Below are 20094 nucleotides of genomic sequence, written 5' to 3' on the forward strand. Positions count from 1 at the left end.
AAACACTCAAATACTTTATCTAATAGCTGAAATAAAATCAGGACAAGTTTTCCACTCATTTGAAAGGTTATTTATTTGGACTATATTCACCGTTAAAGCTTTACAAAACACGTGAGCTATTGTACTATAAGATAAGGTACAGCTCATGGCTCGAATCGTTGGTGATAATTTTGGATCTATAATGAAAGCATTTTTATTATTCTTCAAGCAAATAAGCGGCTTCAATATCCCTTTCTCAATTTTTGTAGGTTTCTGGTATTATATCAATGACATGCGTTTTTTTGATGGTTTTTTCATATGCCTGCCAACTGCTGGTTTAGCGCTATCCCTATATTTCTTTCAACAGCGCAATGCAAATCAATGGGGATTTTATTACAACCTTGGGTTATCAAAAGTGAAATTAATTGGCATTTCTTTCGTTATCAATACTCTCCTTTCATTCGTTTATTTTCTCCTCTTTTAATTGTGACCGAACGAACCTTAGAAGTAGACAGCATAATCAAAACCTTTGGTTTTAACCATTTACTTTCAGATGTCTATTTGAAGTGTAAGACCAATGAGGTTATAGGAATTCTAGGACGAAATGGAACAGGGAAATCAACCTTATTAAAAATTATATTTGGATCTACTGATGCCGACAATAAGAGCATTAGGTTCGATAATAAAGTTTTTGAAAAGCCCTTTAAAGAGGGAAATCTGGTTGCTTATCTTCCACAAAATCAATTCCTTCCTAAGAATCAATCGGTAGCTCAAATAATTAAGATATATTTTTCTGACAGAAATATTCGCAAAAAACTCTTATCACATAATAAAATAAAACCCCATTTAATTAAAAAGATAACCGCATTATCGGGTGGTGAAAGGAGGTATTTTGAAGTCCTATTATTACTGAATTTACCTGTACCCTTTGTTTTATTAGACGAACCGTTTTCGGCTCTGGAACCACTTTTTAAATCTGAAATTAAAGCACTAATCAATACTTACCGAAAAGAGAAAGGCATAATACTTACGGATCATGATTATGTAAATTTAATGGAAGTAAGTGATCAGGTACTGCTAATTGACCAAGGAGTATGCAGACACATAACTGATAGAAAACAACTAGTAGAATACAATTACCTGCCTCCAGAAAAAACTTCTGGAAATGAGGAGGAAATTGAACCATTTACTGCTGATAAACAAACCTTAAAAGACCTTGAACTCAATGATGTTCAAGGTCAAAATAGTTTTTTCTCGGTCTTCGGAAGTCCTGAAACAAAAGGCGGTAAAGCACAACTCGATGAGTTGTTTCATTCTCCAACATGCCATACGCCAACATTGATAAACAGACAACATACCATAAAGTTTTTTCAAGAACATGATGAAATACTAACCATTAACAAGGAGCAATTAGATTTTATCAGCTTCTATTATGAATCAAGCGTTATCATTTCCTCAGCAACCCTTCTTGACTCTTTTCTTTCATTTGCCAAAAACAAATGGCGGGAATCCAACGATTACTACATAAAGGAAACAGGAATTCGATTTATCCACGATTTCCTAAAAGACATGCATCAACTCTCAACTAAAATTCAAAAGTTAAAACCTCCTTCCTACCTAGCCACAATTTCATTAAATATTCAAAAAACAATCAATAAAAGAAACCTGCGTGAGTTTGTTGATGGATTTGAGCAGCACTCATTTTTCACACCAATTTCTTCTTATGATTTCCTTCTACGGAAAACACTCAAACAAGATATAACGCGACTTCTTGACGTTTTTTATCAATTAGAGGCCTTTTATACGATAGGAAAAGAAAGTAAGTATTTAAATTTTAATTTCCCTGAGTACACAAACAGTATAAAAACACATATTGAATTAGAAGGACTTATTCACCCTAAAATCCAAAATGCTGTTGCCAACAATTTTTACCTTTCTGAAAAAGAAAATGTATGTTTTCTTACTGGTGCTAACATGGCTGGAAAGTCCAGTTTTCTCAAAGCCTTTGGTATTGCGGTTTACCTGGCTCATTTAGGCTTTCCTGTACCAGCATCAAAAATGAAGATTTCTCAGTTCGACGGTCTGGTTACTACAATAAATTTATCGGATGATTTGAATCTCGGGTTGAGTCATTTCTACAGTGAAGTGATGAGGGTCAAAGATGTTGCAAAGCAATTAAAGAACAACAAAAGGCTGGTTGTGATTTTTGATGAGTTATTTAGAGGGACCAATGTTAAAGATGCAGCCATTGCTTCATCTCTGATAATTAATGCACTAGCAAAGCTTCAAGGAAGTACGTACATTATTTCTTCTCACATCTTAGAGATAGCAGAAGAATTGGAAGTCAACGATAATATTATCTTCAAATGCTTTGAGACCAATTTGGTAAATGATGAACCAAAATACACCTATAAATTGAAGAATGGAGTGTCAACGGAGAGCCTTGGAATCAATATTGTACTCAAAGAACAAATTTTGGAACTTCTGGAAAGAAGACCACCGCCAAAAGATTAGGGACGGGAAACTCAGCTACTGTGCATCCCTGATCCCTTCCTCCCATCAACTGACGTCTCACTAAAAAAATTTCACTCAGTCCTGAGAAATCCGAACAATCATTTCGTCCGTAGGAACGGTCAAATTTTTATTATAAATTCACCTTCTAGCACCTATATACGGTTTATTGATAAAGTGAAAGCTCCTTTTAGGATGCCATTCTTTATTTAGCCACCATAGTTCACTATAGAAATGCACCAACATGGATATCCAAAAACTCAAATTCCCCATTGGAGAATATATACCCAACAAAAATCCTAGCAGTGACTTAATCGCCCTATGGATTAGTGAAATTGAAGATTTTCCAGCTAGAGTTCAGGACTTAACCCGTAATATTTCGGTTGAAAAGCTTAATTGGAGGTATAGACCAGGTGGCTGGAAGGTAAAACAAGTCATACACCATTGCAGTGACAGTCACATGAATAGCCTTATTCGATTTAAGCTGACTTTAACAGAAAACCACCCAACAATCAAACCCTATTTTGAAGACAAATGGGCCGAATTGATTGATTCCCAAGACAACGACATCAGCTATTCACTGAAACTGTTGAACGGATTGCATGAAAAATGGGGAGTTCTTCTGAGAAGCCTAAGCAATGAACAAATGAGCCTGGAATATACGCATCCTGTACATGGAGAAAAATTCAATTTGGCTGAAACTATTGGGAATTATGCCTGGCATTGTAACCATCATTTGGGCCATATCAAAAATGGCATTGCCTCAAATGGGAAATACCATTAACTGATAAAATTGAATGGTCAGGGTCGGATCAATGGTTCTGACTATAGAGAAAATCTATTTGCTCGGCCTCAATAAAAATAAAAAAATCATCATTGATGTCCTATTTCAAATAGCCCAATCGTCATAGAGGTATAAATAAAAAATATAGAAATTATGAAAGAATTTATGATGATTTTCAGAACAGAGAAAGCCGATCAGCCAAAACCGTCGCCAGAACAAATGCAGGCAATGGTCAATCAATGGCAGGATTGGATCGGAGGAATCGCCGCACAGGGAAAATTCGTTAGCACCAATGCATTGGGCTATGAAGGCCAAACAGTAAACGCCAACGGAGTTGTGAGCGATGGACCTTATGCCGAAGTAAAAGAGATTGTTGGAGGCTATATTATTGTAAAAGCCGACAACCTTGCAGATGCGGTGAAACTTTCCGAAGGTTGTCCAACCCTTTTAATGGGCGGAAAAGTGGAAATTAGGGATGTAATGGTTATTAACTAATATATACAATGGCATTACCTAATATATTTAGCAAGGACATTTCAGACGATGTAATTCATCGAATTAACAACCTAAAGCCAGAAACACAATCAGGTTGGGGGAAAATGAACATTTCCGAAATGCTTGCCCATTGCAATGTTTCCTATGAATTGGTCTATAGCCAAAAGCACCCGAAACCAAACTTCTTTATGAAGGCCATAATGAAAACATTTGTGAAAAAAATTGTAACAAGTGAAACGCCTTATAAACGCAATTCACAAACGGCTCCAGCTTTCATTATAAAGGATTCCAGAGATTTTAAAACAGAGAAAAACCGCTTAATTGATTACATCAATAAAACGCAACAGTTGGGCGAAAGTAGTTTTGACAACAAAGAGTCTCATTCATTTGGTAAATTGAATGTTAATGAATGGAACAACCTGTTTTACAAACACCTGGACCATCACCTAACTCAGTTTGGGGTATAATTTATGAAAGAGAAGGAACTCATTCCTCATTTATTCAAAACAGAGTACAGGAAAATTATTTCTGTACTCTGTAAATTATTTGGAATAGTACACATAGAAATTGCAGAAGACATTGCAAACGACACCTTTCTTTTGGCTACCGAAACCTGGGGACTCAAGGGTGTTCCTGATGACCCCACCGCTTGGCTTTATACCGTCGCCAAAAACAAAACAAGAGACCATTTCAAAAGGACAAAAATCTTTACTGATAAGGTCTCAGTGGCCCTTAAGGATGCACAAGCAGCGTCCTACGAACTGGAACTTGACCTTTCCGAGGAAAACATCAATGACAGTCAACTGAAAATGCTGTTTGCTGTTTGCAACCCTATCAATAGCAATGAATCACAAATCGCACTTGCCTTAAGAATACTCTGTGGTTTTGGGGTTGAAGAAATTGCCAATGCCCTTTTAAGTTCAAAGGACACCATTAACAAAAGGCTTTACAGAGCAAAATCGACCTTAAGGGAAAACAACATTGATCTGTCATTTCCTTCAAGCGCGGAGCTAGAAAACAGATTGGACAATGTACTATCAATTCTGTACCTGCTTTTTAATGAAGGTTACTATTCTTCCACTGCTTCCAATACAATTAGCAAAGAGTTATGTCTTGAAGCCATGCGGCTACTCTATATATTGACCGAGAATGAGAACACTAATGTCCCAAGCGCGAATGCACTTATGGCCTTATTTTGTTTTCATTCCTCACGATTTGAAGCGAGGTTTGATCAAACCGGACAACAAGTCCTCTATGAAGATCAAGACAAAACAAAGTGGGATCCTGAACTAATCGACAAAGGAGAATACTATCTCAACCTATCGGCTAAAGGCAAGCCAATATCGAAATATCATTTAGAGGCAGGCATTGCTTTCTGGCACACAAGAATAGAAATGCCAGAGAAAGATAAATGGATCAACATTCTCCAATTGTACAATAGACTTCTCCAAATCGAATATTCACCCATTACCGCCTTGAACAGGACCTATGCTTTGGCGATGGCAGAAAGTAAGGAAACAGCCTTGAAACAAGCATTGAAAATCGATTTAAAACAGAACCATCTTTACCAATCCCTTCTGGCTGAATTATACAATGGAATAGATCCGGCCAAACATATCCACCATTTGGATTTAGCCATAAAACTGGCTAAAAACGAAAATGACAAGCTATTTTTAAAGGACAAATTAGCGAAAGCCAGAGGCTAGTGGTGAGAAGCAGAAGATTAATATAAAACCAAGCCTTCCAACCCTTGGTATAATTGTCTCAATCTAACCTACCCCAAAACTTTATTCCCATTCTGCCAAGTTTAAGCCTTGATCTTGCTAATATTCGTCCACTTCTCTACAGGATTACCTTCCTGATTGTGATATCTCACCCCTTTAGGGCTATTGAAATAGGTGCAATATCCGCTTATTCCATTATGGATTACTCTAATTGTTTAAAGTACTGTATGGGAGACCAAGGCATCAGCAAAGCGTAAAGTAGCGTAGCTAAATCCGGCCCTCTTCTCATCATTTAAGGAGTTGAATCCCTTTGGATTTGATTTTAAGCAATTCAATAGAAAATTAGCTTAAGCTTTTTCACCATTGGAACGCCCATTTTTTTGCTTTATATTCAACCCTTAAGGCACCTTCTGCTATTGGCTACAATCCTTTCAATTACATCAAAGCTGGTAACAACTACTTGTCCTCAAAGAAACCCCATTAATTAAGAATTTCATTATGCTTGGTAATACTTTCAGTAACAATAAGTTTAGATACTTTTCCGGATGGCTACTTCTCATTCTTCTAATAAGTAATTGTTCAAACAAAGAGCAGGGTAACTTTGGTACCTCGTATTTTAAAATCAAGATTGACGACAAGGGCTTTATCACCAGCATGAAAAACAGCCTGGTGTCCCCAAATCTAGAATTTAGTCCAGCAGATAAACCTTCTCCTTTAATGTGCCTCTATGATGGTGAAAAAGAAACCTATTATAAACCAATTAAGGCGACATTTAATGAGAAGGGAAAGGCTATAACCCTGGATTTCTCCAACGGGTCTGTTGCACAAATAAGCCTGGAAACGAAAAACAAATATTTCAAATTCACTCTTGAATCCCTTAGCCAATCTGAGGGAATTGAAGGCATTCAATGGGGACCTTACCATACGAATATCACGAATCTTTTCGGGGAGATCATTGGGGTTGCAAGAGACACCAGCGAGCTGGTCAATTATGCCATAGGAATGCTCGCTCTGGATGACAACACCCTTGGAGGTACATCAGAAACCATAGCAGATGCTGCGCCATTTCAGTACATTATCCATTCACCTGACCCTTCGCGCTACCCCTTACCTGATTCCTTGCAAGAAGGGCAAATTTTTACACTTGGAGGTGACGGGATTAATGATGTAGCATTTTATGCGCACAAAGAACCTTATTTCAGGATAATGTACGGCAATACGGCTACTGTTGACGACAAAGGGAGAATTTCCATTAATTACCAGTCAAGAGATCGGACTAAAAAGAGAGAGGTCTATTATTCTTTGATCCCCAACATGGCAGTGAATACGCCCAATCATTTGGAAGTTCAGCCATTGCCAGGAATTGACTACATAGGCTCCTCAATAGCATTGTGGGGCAGCCCTGACAGCCTTGCTTTAATGGAGGTTATTCAGAACATTGTATTGTCAGAAGGATTGCCCTACCCCACCATTAACGAAAAATGGATAAAAGATCCTTCGGCTTTTGTGCCAGATGCCATGGCTCACGGAGGATTAAATGACAGCATCATCTCCTATACTTCCCAATTGGGTTTTAAGACAATCAGCCTTTGGGACCAGGGTTTTGTCAGGCCTGACCGAGGAGATGAAGGCTATATTGATGGGAAAGATTTTGAGAGAAAGCCTATACAGCTTACCTCTGGAAATAAATCCCACAAGGAATTTGCTGAAATGGCAGCCAAATATGGGATTACAATTGGTAGGACCACAATTACAACTGCTTTGGCTCCAGGCACTAAAGATGCCAGCCCAATCCCAAGCGATAGCCTTTGTTACCAGCAAAAACGCTTGTTAGTGAATTCCATCAGTCCCGACGATACCCTTATTGTGGTAGATGACCCAACTTATTTGGATGAAATCGCAAGTTGGGAAGGCCATGCTGAGAACCTGAATATGATAAAAATTGGCAAGGAACTCATTTATTATCTGGGTGTCTCAGAAAGCAAACCCTACAGGCTTTTAAATGTAAAACGTGGGTATTGGGAAACAAAACCCCTCCACCACGCTAAAAATGACACCATTTACAAGTTGCAGGTAACCTTAAATTATGGCTATGATGGACTGATTCCCAACATGGAGCTTCAGGATAAAATAGCAGCATACTATGCCGATGTGTGCTTCATCAATGGAATAGGTTATTATGACTTTGACGGGCAGGAGTTTTTGTTTAACAACGGACATGGCTACTATTCCGCAAAACGTTTTTTTCGAAAAATGTTTGAAAGAGCGGCCATGCATGGTATTCTTCCTATACGCTTTACAGGCGCCACCTTATCTGAAGGTTCCTGGCATTACCAAAGTATCTGGAATGTGGGAGGAGGTAAGAATTTATATGATGTGGAAACCAGGGAATGGGGCAGCACCACTAGTCAGGGCAAGGATCTACGCGATGTAACTTACGCCAATTTTTTCCCTGTAGGCATGGGCCGTAATTTTGCAATCAATGCCAACTCAACGGTTGAACAATATTCACATATACAAGCCATATCTGTAGGCCTTGGCACTACTTATAGTCTGGAGTTGAACCAAAAAGAGGTTGAAAGTTGTCCTCAGAAATACGAAATATTTAGAACGATAAGCACATGGGAGCATGCCCGATCGGCCAATGCTTTTCCACGGAACATCAAAAAACTATTGACTGATCCCAAAAGGAATTGGATCCTGGAGCAGGGTGAAAACGAAGATTCCTGGATATTGCATGAATTAAAAGAAGGGGTGAAAAATAAAAGCTATGCCTTACACAAAAACGAAAACAGGTAAGAGTGCTTTAAACAGTATAGATCAGATTATAGCCTGCTTTTTTGATGATTAAGCTGTTTTCAGTGAATAAAACCAAAGGATTTCCAATTCAGAAAGTAATTGCTAAATTTGGCGTTTTCACCCTAGAGCTGCCCTCAATCCATCAATAATCAGCCAATTCAAATAATAAATGACGCAACATAGAAAAAGAAATAAAAGCCTGGGTCTGGCTGAATTAATAGCCATTGCCCTCGGTGGTATGGTGGGTGGTGGCATTTTCACCATACTTGGAATTTCTGTTGCACTCATTGGTAACCTAACACCAATTGCCATCATTGTAGGTGGCATGATCGCAGCTTTAGCTGCTTATTCTTATGTGAAACTGGGTTTGTATTACAAAGACGAGGGCGCAACCTATTCCTTCTTTAAACGCACCTATCCAGGATCTGATTTTTCGGCCTCAGCCATAGGTTGGTTCATCATTTTCGGCTATATAAGTACTTTGGCGCTGTATGCCTATACTTTTTCGGCTTATGCCATAAGCAGTACTGAATTTGCAGAAAACATTTGGGTCCGTAAAGGCATTGCCATGGCTGTCATCGGACTATTTACCTTAATTAATGTTTGGAGTGTCAATGGAATGGGGAAAATTGAGGACTTAATGGTGTACACAAAGCTTGTAGTCCTAACCATAATCTCCGTTGTGTTGATCAACCATGGAACTACTGACTTCGGTACTTTTATAGGGAACATGGCGATAGATTTAGAGGGTTCAAGTTTCTATTCTATCCTTATAGTAGCCTCTCTGACTTTTGTGGCCTATGAAGGGTTTCAACTAGTCATCAACGCAGTGAATGAAATGACCAATCCCGATAAGAATATCCCTAGAGCAATCTACAGTGCCATTGTACTGGCAGTATTGATCTATGAAGTTATCTCGATGGGGGCATTGTTCGCCATTCCAACAGAGGAAATCATCAAAAACAAAGAGTTCGCCCTTGCTGCAGGTGCTGAAAGTATTTTAGGAAAGCTTGGAGCAAACCTAGTGATTCTAGGTGCCATTTTAGCGACGAGCAGTGCCATCAGCGGAACGCTTTTTGGCTCATCACGCCAAATGGCTGTCATTGCAAAAGATGGTTTTTTCCCTCACATACTTTCTATCAGAAAAAACAACAGTCCACAAAATGCCATCATCACCATGGCGATTATTTCCTGTTTATTAATCCTTATTGGTGGTTTGCAACTGATACTGGAATTTGGAAGTGTCACCTTTCTATTGGTCTCCTTATTAATGGGAATAGCCAATTATAAAATAAGAGAGAAAACAAAGTCATCCACTTTTTTAACCTTGCTGTCAATATTTGGCCTTGGGATAGGTGGAATAATGATTTTGTATTACGAATTGACGAACAACTGGGAGCAGATGCTGGCTATAATTGTACTGTACATTTTACTTGCTATGGGAGCCTGGATATTTTCTAAAAAGAAACAAAATAGTGGTTCTAAACCAGTAGCGTTTCGAACGTATGAAGCCGAACTGGAGCTTTAATATTTAAACATTAGCCCTTAAATAGACTGGTTTTCTTGCGATTAAAACGCTCTTCGTAGGCGTTAAGAAATCCTCTTGTATAATGCGCTTTTAATTTTAGGCATTGCAAAATTAAACCTACTCTATTGGCTCCATCATGAAATATAAGACTGAATTAAATTTTATTTTTTTTGAAAAAAATATTACTAATGGCTGAAAAATAGTATTTTGAGCTCCCAAACAAGGGTACGTTTTTTTTAATTGGCGAAAGGAATCCCTTTGATCTTTAGCTATGAACTTACTTTTTTAAGATTCAGGAAACCATTTTTAACCTAAATAAAACCTCTTCTTGGGCAGATAAACTATAAGAATTGTTTTTAAAAAATTTTAGCAGCCAAAGCAAATATTTATCACCTTATATAATCAAAGTATATTTCTCATGAAAAACAAAGTAACATTACCCCTAGTATTTTTTTACTTATTTTGTCTTCAAGTTTATCTTTTGGCCAAATAGATGTCGATATAACACACATTAAGAGCGGTGAAACGATTTCATTTAGTGATATCTATGACACCTACGATTTGGACAAAGAACTTCCGACCATGATCATAACATGGAGCGGAGAATGGTGTTACCCTTGTATTAGTTTAATCAACCGTTATACCGATTGTGACTTGTCAATGATGAACCTAATTACCATCAATGTTGACAATGAAGAAAACCGAGAGGATGTATTGGATGAAGGACATCACCTCGACTGGGACAAGGCCTTAAACTTTCATGCAAATATTAACGAGGACGGAAAAGGTTTTGACAATGTATTCAATGTTACCTCCGCCCCCTTAGTGCTGTATTTAGTTGACGGAATGATCTCAGACGCAGTGGTGAGCTACTCCCTTTACCCCTATCGACTGATACAGACAGAACGTATTAATGACATCAACTTTGTATGGAATAGCTCACGGGATTTAAACTCATTGGCATGGTCTCATTACAAAAACGAAGACGATGAAAACGAACTGGCAGAAGCAATAGAATGGGTAACTCGCTCTATTGACCTGGACCAAACCTATTCCAATACTGACACCTACGCTGCATTACTTTTTAAAACAGGAGAATACACAAAATCATTAAAAGTAGCCAAAGAGGCCATAGAAATTGCCAAAGAAAATGATGATGATTACAGTACTACAACAGATTTAATCAATTCTGTTATTGAAAAACTATAGGGAATACTGCTAATTTTTGGGCTGTGACAGGCATCAGTCACAGCCCAAATTTCACCTTTCCTCAGTAAAATAATATTTTTATATCATACCATTCGTCAGTACATTTAACTGCAAAAATGATAGCTCAAAAGGATTAGCTTTCTAAAGGACGACTATTACCAAACCAACTAATTATTCTTATCTTAGCGAAAACATTAATAGATAATAAACCTAAACATAGCCGGCTATAAATTCAGCGGGAAAATTATCATGAAATCAATAGCTTTCATAGATACTGAGATAGAAGTAAAAACCCAAAAGGTGCTGGACTTAGGTAGTATTAAAAGCAATGGGGAGATATATCATTCTCCTTCAATGTCTGAGTTTGTAGCATTCATTTATGATTCTCAATTTATTTGTGGTCATAATATTATCAATCATGATTTAAAATACATCCTTAGAGGACTAACAGAAGTCAATTTTGACCTTGCAAACGTTATAGACACCCTGTATCTTTCCCCTCTGCTTTTTCCTAAAAAACCTTATCATGCTTTACTAAAAGATGATAAACTACAAACAGATGAAAGAAACAATCCATTAAACGATGCCATAAAAGCAAAGGACTTATTTTTTGATGAAATTTCAGCTTTTCAACAGACCGACAAATCCTTACAGAAAATTTATTATCAATTACTATGGGATAAATTGGAATTTAAGGCCTTTTTCAACTTCCTTGGATTAGAAAATACACAAGATGCGATCGAATACTTAATTCGTGAAAAATTCCAAAATCAGATTTGCGAAAACATAAACCTGGCAAAACTAATTGAACATTCACCTATAGAACTATCCTATTGTTTGGCATTAATAAATACCAAAAATCGGCTTTCGATAACTCCTCCATGGGTATTAAGAAATTACCCTGATGTGGAACGAATCATGTATTTGTTAAAAAACAATGCCTGTATACCTGGTTGTGCGTATTGTAACCAAGCATTGAATATTCATTGGGGGTTGAAAAGATTTTTTGGATTTGACGCTTACAGAACTTATGGAAATGAACCATTGCAAGAAAATGCTGTAAAAGCCGCAATTTACAATAAGTCAATTCTAGCGGTTTTCCCTACCGGAGGAGGTAAATCCATTACCTTTCAAGTTCCTGCCTTAATGGCCGGAGAAAATGTAAAGGGGTTAACAGTTGTGATTTCGCCATTGCAATCCTTAATGAAAGATCAGGTGGATAACCTGGAAAGAAGTGCCATAACGGATGCAGTCACTATTAATGGGTTGTTAGATCCCATAGAAAGGGCAAAGTCATTTGAAAGAGTTCAAAATGGAGCCGCTTCCATTCTATATATTTCCCCAGAATCACTACGATCAAAATCAATTGAACATCTACTTTTGGGAAGAAATATCATACGATTTGTAATTGATGAAGCACATTGTTTCTCCTCATGGGGCCAGGATTTCAGGGTTGATTATTTATACATCGGGGATTTTATTCATTCTTTACAATTGAAAAAAAACAGGAATGAGGGAATACCCGTCTCCTGTTTTACAGCAACAGCAAAACAAAAAGTCATTGAAGATATTTGTGATTATTTTCGAGAAAAGCTCTCCCTTGATTTGGAGATTTTTAGTTCAAATACTTCAAGAACAAACTTGCATTATAAAGTCTACCCTAAAGATGATGAAGAGCAAAAGTACAATACTGTTAGGAATTTAATTGAGGAAAAAAACTGCCCAACAATCATATATGTATCAAGAACCTATAAGGCTTACAAGTTAGCTGAACGCTTATCCGATGATGGTTTTCTGGCCAAACCCTACCATGGAAAGATGGAAAAGCAAGAGAAGTCCGAAAATCAAGACGCTTTTATCAATGGAACGATCCAAATAATGGTAGCGACATCTGCATTTGGAATGGGTGTAGACAAAAAAGATGTTGGTTTGGTAGTCCACTACGAGATTTCAGATTCTCTTGAAAACTACGTTCAGGAGGCAGGCCGGGCAGGTAGGGATGAAAATATATCGGCAGACTGCTTTGTATTATTCAATGAGGAAGATCTTAGTAAACACTTTATATTACTCAATCAGACCAAATTAAGTATTAAAGAAATTCAACAGGTTTGGAAAGCAGTAAAACACATCACCCGTTTTCGCTCCTCGGTATCTAATTCTGCATTGGAAATAGCTCGTAAAGCTGGTTGGAATGACAATATTGATCAAATTGAATCAAGAGTCAAAACAGCCATTTCAGCATTGGAAGAAGCTGGCTACTTGAAAAGAGGGCAAAATATGCCTAGAATTTTTGCCAATAGTATATTATCGAAAAATGCACAGGAAGCCATTGATAAAATTAACGCTTCGGAAAAATTTCAGGATAAACAAAAACAACATGGCGTTAGAATAATAAAAAAGCTTTTTTCCAGCAAAAGCAAAAGTCACTCAAACAATGAAGAAGCAGAATCACGGGTAGATTACATCTCTGACCACCTCGGGATTGTTAAGGAAGAGGTCATTAATATTATCCGCCTCTTTCGCGAAGAAAATATTTTGGCTGATGCCAAAGATTTAACTGCTTTTATAAAAAATGGGGAAAACAAAAACAGGTCACTTGCCATAGTTGAAGCCTATGGGAAAATTGAAAATTTCCTGCTATCAATCTTCCAGGAAGAAGAAAAATCATTTCAAATTAAAGAATTGAATGAAGAAGCGGAAGAAATCGGCTGTGAGGAAGTAAACCCCCATAAGATTAAGACAATTATTAATTTCTGGGCAATCAAAAATTGGATCAAGCGGAAAATGCAAGGCTATTCTAAAACGCACTTGGCCGTTGTCTGTATTCAGCCGAAGGAAAACCTTAAAGTGAAATTAAAAAAGCGACATGAACTGGCTATTTTTCTTGTAGATTTTCTCTATTCCAAAAGCTTCGCCAAAACCTCGAATGAGGTACAGTTCAAAGAGCAAGTACTGATTGAATTTTCGGTCCATGAACTTAAAAAAGCCTACGAAGATTCTTCTCTGCTATTTAAGCTCGATATTACAACTGAAGACATCGAGGACACGCTTTTTTATTTATCGAGAATTGAAGCAATAAAAATTGAAGGTGGATTTTTAGTCGTTTATAACTCATTGACCATTGAGAGAATTGAACAAGACAATAAAATCCGGTACAAGGTCGAAGATTATCAGAAATTGAATCAATTCTATGAAAACAAGGTGCAACAAATCCATATCGTAGGAGAATATGCCAAAAGAATGATCAGCGATTACAAGGAAGCCTTACAATTTGTAGAAGATTATTTTCAATTGAACTATAGTGTTTTTTTGAATAAATACTTCAAAGGAAGTAGACAGAATGAAATCAAAAGAAACATCACACCAACTAAATTCAGGCAACTTTTTGGTGAGCTTTCACCTCGGCAATTAAAAATCATAAAAGACAATCAATCAAAAAACATAGTGGTTGCCGCAGGCCCGGGGAGTGGTAAAACAAGGGTACTGGTTCATAAATTGGCATCCTTACTTCTTATGGAAGATGTGAAACATGAACAATTGCTAATGGTTACCTTTTCTAGAGCAGCAGCTTCGGAATTCAAACAAAGGCTATTGAAACTAATTGGAAATGCTGCTAATTTCATCGAGATCAAAACCTTCCATTCTTACTGTTTTGACTTGCTTGGGAAAATTGGAAACTTAGACAAGTCTTTGGACATCATCAAAAAAACAGTTGAAAAAATAGCTAGTGGAGAAGTAGAGGCCAACCGAATTACAAAGACCGTTTTGGTAATAGATGAAGCCCAAGACATGGATGCGGATGAATTTGCCTTGGTGAATGCTTTAATGGAAAGAAATGAGGACATGAGAGTAATTGCTGTTGGCGATGACGACCAAAACATATTTGAATTTAGAGGTGCCGATTCCAAATACTTGCAGCAATTTATAAATGAAAAACAAGCGATTAAATATGAACTGACAGCGAATTACAGAAGCCAAAGCAACCTGGTCGAGTTCACCAATCAATTCATTGAAAACCTTCCAAATCGATTAAAAAGCAGTCAAATAAAAGCAGTCTCTCCTGAAAATGGGAGAATACGACTAGTGAAACACCAAGGGCAGCATCTGATTTCTCCTTTAGTGGATGACATCAGTAGCACAGAACTACAAGGAACTACTTGTGTATTGACCCGGTCAAATGATGAAGCTTTGCAAATCACTGGCTTGTTGCTTAAGAATAATATTCCCGCCAAATTAATCCAGAGCAATGATGGTTTTAATTTATACAATCTGGTGGAAGTTCGTTTCTTTTTGAATCAATTGGATTTAGACGACGATATTTTCGTGATTAATGAAGACGTTTGGAAGGAAGCCAAACGGGCTTTATGGAGAAAATATCAGGGGAGTTCAAAGATTGAAATTTGCATTAACCTTATTAAGGAATTTGAAGCATCCAACCCCAAAAGAAAATACAAAACTGATCTCATCCTCTTTATTCGTGAATCTAAGCTAGAAGATTTCATTACTGGAAAAGGAGACACTATTTTGGTTTCGACCATACATAAAGCAAAAGGCAAAGAATTTGACAATGTCTTTTTACTCCTACAAAACCTTAATCACCTGACAACCGAGGACATAAGGCTTTTGTATGTTGCCATGACAAGGGCTAAAAAGAATCTGGTTATCCATTTAATAGGGGATTTCCTGGATAAAATCATTGTAGATGATTTGTTGAAAATAGAAGACCATGAGCTTTGGCCTGAACCAGCTATTATGGTGATGCAGCTAAGCTATAAAGACGTATGGTTAAGTTTCTTTAAGTCCACTCAATATAGGACTTCTGAATTAAAAAGTGGGGATGAACTACAAACTAACGATGGAGCCTGCTTTGATAAAGAAGGAGATCCCATATTGAAGTTTTCAAAGAAATTCCGTAGCCAAATGGATGGATTGGAAAAGCGGGGTTACCAACTTTCCTCAGTTAAAGTGAACTTTGTCGTAAATTGGAAAGATGAAGAAACTGAAAAGGAATTCAAGGTTGTCTTGCCTGAATTGCATTTTAAAAGAACTAGCCCACAGACTATAATTGAACCCGACTTAGGAAATAACCCTTCTATAGCCTATTGACATACCTGAATGCATCACATGGCCAGGGTAATTACTCAAACAATTAATTTCTTTATATATTTTGATGCATTCAAACAATCCTTAAGTCATTGAAAATCAATAAATCCAAACCCCTATTCCTCGCATTTATTTTATTGGTTTTCTTCCAAAGCCAAGCCCAGCAGTTGAATCCTAAGGCCGGGTCCTTATTGATTATGGGAGGAGATTGCACCAATGATTATTTTTTAACACAATTTTCAGGATTAGCAGGTGGACTTGAAAGTAAGATTGTAATTATCCCTACAGCCATGGAGGACAACCTGCTCGACTCTGAATTTGACCTCAACAGGATTAAAAAGCCTTTCGTGGATCATGGCTTTAAAAACATATCGATCGTACACACCCGAAGCCGCGAAATCGCCAATGGGGATTCTTTAAATGCCATCCTTCTTGAAGCGGATGGGGTTTGGATGACTGGAGGTAGACAATGGAGATTGGCCAAAACCTACAAGGACACTCAAGTCGTCACCTCCCTAAAAACGATTTACAATGCAGGGAAAATCATCGCGGGAACCTCTGCCGGGGCATCTATCATGGGCTCCCTACTTGTCAGGGGAGATTCGGTAGACCACACTTTGATGATTGGAGATTATCCTGATGGTTTTGGCCTGGTAGAACACATTGCCATTGATCAACACCATCTCGCAAGAAACAGGCAGTTTGACATGTTTGAAATCAAAAGAAGGTTTCCTGAGCTCCTTGGGATTGGCATCGAAGAAAACACAGGGGTAATTGTTAATCAGGACCATTTTAAGGTTGTTGGAGCGGGGTATGTCAGTATCTACGATGGCACGCGGTGGTCAGCAGAACGGGATACGATTTACAAACTTTCACCAGATGTAGAACAGTTTTATTTGTTGACCGCTAACCTCGAGTATGACCTACAAAAACGAAAGGTAATCTTCCCTGAAGACCGCTTAGAAGGCAGCATCAATGCTCCGCTACCATTGACACTGGAAGGAACCTACCAGCAAGCCGAAGGGCTTGAGATTGGGAATGACATTCAAATAAAGGTGACAATAGAAGGCGGTAAATGCTATTTTGAACAATCATGGAATGGCACCTCCTATGAGGTCAAATACGATCATGCCCTGACCTTTTTCAGACCCAATACCAATGCGGTATTCTATTTTGAAAAAGACAAATTCGGATCCATCGATCGTTTCAATTATTACCAGCATGGAAGTACCACATGGAGAAAATTAGACGAAAGCTAAAAGAAAACCCTTATTCCAGCTTCCCAAACATAATTCGCTCTTTGCGACTGGATGAAAAGTCGCCCTGTGTTGTGATAAGCCAGATACTATTGTCGTGTTTAGCAAAGCTTGGATACTGAAAAGATTTAGTGGTCCTGAAGCTGTATTTGCGCTCCCATTCCTTCCCGTCACGAGAAACATCAATATTAAATACGCTACGAGAAACGCCATCCACTTGGCTTGCTTCCTGCCAGCCTAAGTAATAGATTCCATCAAAATAATCAAATGTTGGCTTTGAGCTTGTCCCATTGGGGATAGAAGGAATTGGTTGACCAACGGTCCAGTCATGAGCGTCTTTGCTATAGCTGATGTAGTAATTCCTGTCTCCCTCATCCCTACGACAAATGGCCATCCATCTGCCATCAGGAAGGCGATTGACAGAAGATTCAGACAAATTCGCCGATTGGGGTTCATTGAAATGACCTAGCACTTCAAAAGTATCCAGTTTTTTATTTGCCACAGCCAAGGCATTTTGCTTCCCGGGGAAGTTGTTCAAGGCAATATAGGTTTTCCCGTCAAATTCTTTGAAGGAATCAAAAAGATAGGCACCGTATCCAACCGGCTTTTTATTAAAGCCATGGGCTTGGGCATCCCTATAAAAGTTTTCAGTGGTAAAATCCAGTTTACCGGCGGCTGTTTTAATTTTACTTTGTAAATCTTCTTCGAAAAGCTTCCTGAGCGCAAATTATAGTCTATGTACCAAACCTGTGAATGAGCGTTTTCTCCTGATAGTTCGCTAACAAAGTAAATGCGAAGCGTTTTCTTATCCTTCTGAATGATCCGCGGTATCCAGCATTGCCCTTTTGGAAGGGTAACATTCTCAAAACTTTGTTCACTGCGTGCAAAAGGGATAATCTTCTCTGTTTCTAAAGTCTTTAAATTAACAATAGACATGGCAGAATAAATAAAGTCCCAATTACCACTCTCGCCAGGTTGCAGGTCATTGACCTCAGCCACTATATAAGCGTAGTCATCCACCAAGACAAATTCAGCATCATGCGCTCCTTTGACTTCAGGGGCAGTAACCTTCACCAATCGCTCAAGCACTTTATTTCCTTGGGCAACAGGGTCCCAATTCTCCGGTAAAATTTGCTGGGCATTTAATGAAAATGAACTAAAAACGGCAAGCAATAATAAAAAACTTCTCATGGGTAAATATTTGGGTTTTGTAAACTGACCTAGGTAGTTCAATATTAATTAATATTCCTTACTAAAACAGCCCCTTTCTTTACTTGCCCGCTAAGTATTGCTTATATAGCGCAATTAATAAATCGGTACTCATCTTTATTCCCGAAAAGAAGATTTATAATCCTTAAGACAATATTGCTCATCACTAACACAAGTCCCGATGGCTTAGGAACACAATAAAGCCAAGCCTTTATTCATGTACTTGTTTGGTTAATGTTTTATTAGAATTGTAAGTTAAATTTCAATTTTGCCCCCAAAGCATTTAGAATTCTCATTACCGTTTCAAAAGTCACATTTCCGGTACTGTTTTCTAATCTTGAAATTTGAGCTTTTTTAACGCCAACCAATTCCCCTAATTGTTCTTGTGTCAAATTTCTCTTTTTTCGGGCAGTTTTAATCATATCCCCTATTAGTTCAAGTTTAAGCTCAAATTCATATTCCTCTCTTTCCGGAGTTCCTTTTTCTCCAATCAAAAGGTCTTCTGCTTCTTCCAATTTGTAACTTTTCATTGCTTTTTGCTCTTCAGATAATTTATTCTAATGTTTTCCGCTTTGTCTATCTCTTTTTTATCCACTTTGCTCGTTTTCTTAATAATTCCATGTGTGGCAAAAACAAACGTTTCAGTTTTATCCTCTTTGTCCCAAAATGCCAATAACCTGTATTGTATTCCCGAATATAAAATCCGAAACTCCCAAATTTCATTGGTGAGTTTTTTAAAGAATTTTGGGTCAGAATGTTCTTCAGCTCTTCTTATGTTTTGTAATATTTTCTTCCTAACCTTTAAATCCTGTTTTTGGACAAATTCAAATGCTTCTTTTAAAAGCCTGGTTTCAAAGCGTTTCATCAATCATTTCTAAGTCCAATTACGAATCAAAGTTACAAAAAGTTTCGTTAATTGTAAACACTCATTTTATTTTCAAACGTTTGCTTGTCTAACTTCAATTTGCTCTTCAAGGCCCTCAAATTTAGTTTTAGCAATGAGGTAGGTGTTTGTTTATTTTAATCTATAAAAACATTAAATCTTAACGCTAATCTTAGGCTTCATTCAAAATCAAGATTGAGCAAAAAACTACTTATTTTCAATTCTTTCTTTTGGTAACAATTCACGATACCATTTTTCTAATTTTTGATTTTTAAAAACAAATAAATAAAATTCGTCATTTTCAAAATGGTCCCTATAAGACAAAACTTCTATTTCGTTGTCGTCTTCTAATCGCTTTTCCGCAATTGTATAGTCAGTTCCTAATATCTGAGTCACCTGTTCTTTCGACATACCAAGTTCTAGCTTATTCATCTCAGCACTTGTCATATGGGCTACCTGTAAAGAAGCACAGGAATGAAGGAATACCATTAGAAAAGCTGAAAGAATCCAATTTTTAAACTTTTTCAAATACATAATTATTTTTGAATATTGTTAATAGGATTGAGTGATTTAATTTTGATTATTTGTCCATAATCCAATCCCATATTTTGATT

15 protein-coding genes are annotated in these 20094 nt (G+C 37.5%); 10 read left to right on the forward strand and 5 right to left on the reverse strand.

Annotated elements, in window-relative coordinates:
* Nucleotides 1–465: 465 nt before the first annotated feature.
* From ADICYQ_RS17590 to ADICYQ_RS17635, 10 genes are all read left to right on the forward strand, one after another.
* Nucleotides 466–2493: a MutS-related protein gene (locus ADICYQ_RS17590; protein WP_020891149.1), complete on the forward strand. Its 2028-nt coding sequence runs from the start codon at nucleotides 466–468 to the stop codon at nucleotides 2491–2493.
* A gap of 241 nt (nucleotides 2494–2734) precedes the next feature.
* Nucleotides 2735–3274 carry a YfiT family bacillithiol transferase gene (locus ADICYQ_RS17595; RefSeq protein WP_020891150.1) on the forward strand — a complete coding sequence of 180 codons (540 nt, stop codon included), beginning with the start codon at nucleotides 2735–2737 and terminating at the stop codon, nucleotides 3272–3274.
* Between the two features lie 153 nt (nucleotides 3275–3427).
* Nucleotides 3428–3769 carry a YciI family protein gene (locus tag ADICYQ_RS17600; protein WP_020891152.1) on the forward strand — a complete coding sequence of 114 codons (342 nt, stop codon included), beginning with the start codon at nucleotides 3428–3430 and terminating at the stop codon, nucleotides 3767–3769.
* 8 nt (nucleotides 3770–3777) lie between these two features.
* A complete protein-coding gene (locus ADICYQ_RS17605; RefSeq protein ID WP_020891153.1) occupies nucleotides 3778–4236 on the forward strand; it encodes a DUF1569 domain-containing protein in 459 nt (152 codons plus the stop codon).
* A 3-nt stretch (nucleotides 4237–4239) separates the two neighbouring features.
* Nucleotides 4240–5475 carry an RNA polymerase sigma factor gene (locus ADICYQ_RS17610; RefSeq protein WP_020891154.1) on the forward strand — a complete coding sequence of 412 codons (1236 nt, stop codon included), beginning with the start codon at nucleotides 4240–4242 and terminating at the stop codon, nucleotides 5473–5475.
* Between the two features lie 672 nt (nucleotides 5476–6147).
* Nucleotides 6148–8292 (forward strand): SRPBCC family protein, encoded by a 2145-nt coding sequence (locus tag ADICYQ_RS17615; protein WP_020891156.1) that lies wholly within the window; start codon nucleotides 6148–6150, stop codon nucleotides 8290–8292.
* Nucleotides 8293–8461: 169 nt separating this feature from the next.
* The gene (locus tag ADICYQ_RS17620; protein WP_020891157.1) at nucleotides 8462–9820 is read left to right on the forward strand and encodes an APC family permease; all 1359 of its coding nucleotides are present in this window, start codon (nucleotides 8462–8464) and stop codon (nucleotides 9818–9820) included.
* Nucleotides 9821–10282: 462 nt separating this feature from the next.
* A complete protein-coding gene (locus ADICYQ_RS17625; RefSeq protein ID WP_235114791.1) occupies nucleotides 10283–11029 on the forward strand; it encodes a hypothetical protein in 747 nt (248 codons plus the stop codon).
* 249 nt (nucleotides 11030–11278) lie between these two features.
* Nucleotides 11279–16135, forward strand: coding sequence for a RecQ family ATP-dependent DNA helicase (locus tag ADICYQ_RS17630; protein WP_020891159.1), 4857 nt, complete (start codon nucleotides 11279–11281; stop codon nucleotides 16133–16135).
* Between the two features lie 89 nt (nucleotides 16136–16224).
* A complete protein-coding gene (locus ADICYQ_RS17635) occupies nucleotides 16225–17391 on the forward strand; it encodes a cyanophycinase (protein WP_020891160.1) in 1167 nt (388 codons plus the stop codon).
* 10 nt (nucleotides 17392–17401) lie between these two features.
* Here ADICYQ_RS17635 and ADICYQ_RS27180 read toward each other — a convergent pair whose 3' ends face one another.
* The 5 genes from ADICYQ_RS27180 to ADICYQ_RS17655 all read right to left on the reverse strand — a co-directional run bounded on the left by ADICYQ_RS27180 (nucleotide 17402) and on the right by ADICYQ_RS17655 (nucleotide 20008).
* Entirely contained in the window at nucleotides 17402–17926 is a 525-nt protein-coding gene (locus ADICYQ_RS27180; RefSeq protein WP_051160268.1) for a sialidase family protein, read from the reverse strand.
* Nucleotides 17923–18579, reverse strand: coding sequence for a hypothetical protein (locus ADICYQ_RS27185; protein ID WP_020891162.1), 657 nt, complete (start codon nucleotides 18577–18579; stop codon nucleotides 17923–17925). The genes ADICYQ_RS27180 and ADICYQ_RS27185 overlap by 4 nt, the downstream gene beginning before the upstream one ends.
* A 260-nt stretch (nucleotides 18580–18839) precedes the next feature.
* The gene (locus tag ADICYQ_RS17645) at nucleotides 18840–19127 is read right to left on the reverse strand and encodes a helix-turn-helix domain-containing protein (RefSeq protein WP_040416947.1); all 288 of its coding nucleotides are present in this window, start codon (nucleotides 19125–19127) and stop codon (nucleotides 18840–18842) included.
* Entirely contained in the window at nucleotides 19124–19462 is a 339-nt protein-coding gene (locus ADICYQ_RS17650) for a type II toxin-antitoxin system RelE/ParE family toxin (RefSeq protein ID WP_040416948.1), read from the reverse strand. Before ADICYQ_RS17650 ends, ADICYQ_RS17645 begins: the two co-directional genes overlap by 4 nt.
* 225 nt (nucleotides 19463–19687) lie before the next feature.
* Complete coding sequence (locus ADICYQ_RS17655; protein ID WP_161625614.1) at nucleotides 19688–20008, reverse strand: DUF3192 domain-containing protein; 321 nt, start codon at nucleotides 20006–20008, stop codon at nucleotides 19688–19690.
* Between the last annotated feature and the right edge of the window lie 86 nt (nucleotides 20009–20094).

The sequence above is a fragment of the Cyclobacterium qasimii M12-11B genome (genome assembly GCF_000427295.1).
Classification (GTDB): Bacteria; Bacteroidota; Bacteroidia; order Cytophagales; family Cyclobacteriaceae; genus Cyclobacterium; species Cyclobacterium qasimii.

What these genes read in the sequence shown, in the direction of transcription:
- ADICYQ_RS17600 (WP_020891152.1), top strand. Translation starts at nt 3,428, where the DNA reads ATGAAAGAATTTATGATGATTTTCAGAACAGAGAAAGCCGATCAGCCA.
- ADICYQ_RS17610 (WP_020891154.1), top strand. Translation starts at nt 4,240, where the DNA reads ATGAAAGAGAAGGAACTCATTCCTCATTTATTCAAAACAGAGTACAGG.
- ADICYQ_RS27185 (WP_020891162.1), bottom strand. Translation starts at nt 18,579, where the DNA reads ATGAGAAGTTTTTTATTATTGCTTGCCGTTTTTAGTTCATTTTCATTA.
- ADICYQ_RS17645 (WP_040416947.1), bottom strand. Translation starts at nt 19,127, where the DNA reads ATGAAAAGTTACAAATTGGAAGAAGCAGAAGACCTTTTGATTGGAGAA.
- ADICYQ_RS17615 (WP_020891156.1), top strand. Translation starts at nt 6,148, where the DNA reads ATGAAAAACAGCCTGGTGTCCCCAAATCTAGAATTTAGTCCAGCAGAT.
- ADICYQ_RS17650 (WP_040416948.1), bottom strand. Translation starts at nt 19,462, where the DNA reads ATGAAACGCTTTGAAACCAGGCTTTTAAAAGAAGCATTTGAATTTGTC.
- ADICYQ_RS17620 (WP_020891157.1), top strand. Translation starts at nt 8,462, where the DNA reads ATGACGCAACATAGAAAAAGAAATAAAAGCCTGGGTCTGGCTGAATTA.
- ADICYQ_RS17630 (WP_020891159.1), top strand. Translation starts at nt 11,279, where the DNA reads ATGAAATCAATAGCTTTCATAGATACTGAGATAGAAGTAAAAACCCAA.
- ADICYQ_RS17605 (WP_020891153.1), top strand. Translation starts at nt 3,778, where the DNA reads ATGGCATTACCTAATATATTTAGCAAGGACATTTCAGACGATGTAATT.
- ADICYQ_RS17595 (WP_020891150.1), top strand. Translation starts at nt 2,735, where the DNA reads ATGGATATCCAAAAACTCAAATTCCCCATTGGAGAATATATACCCAAC.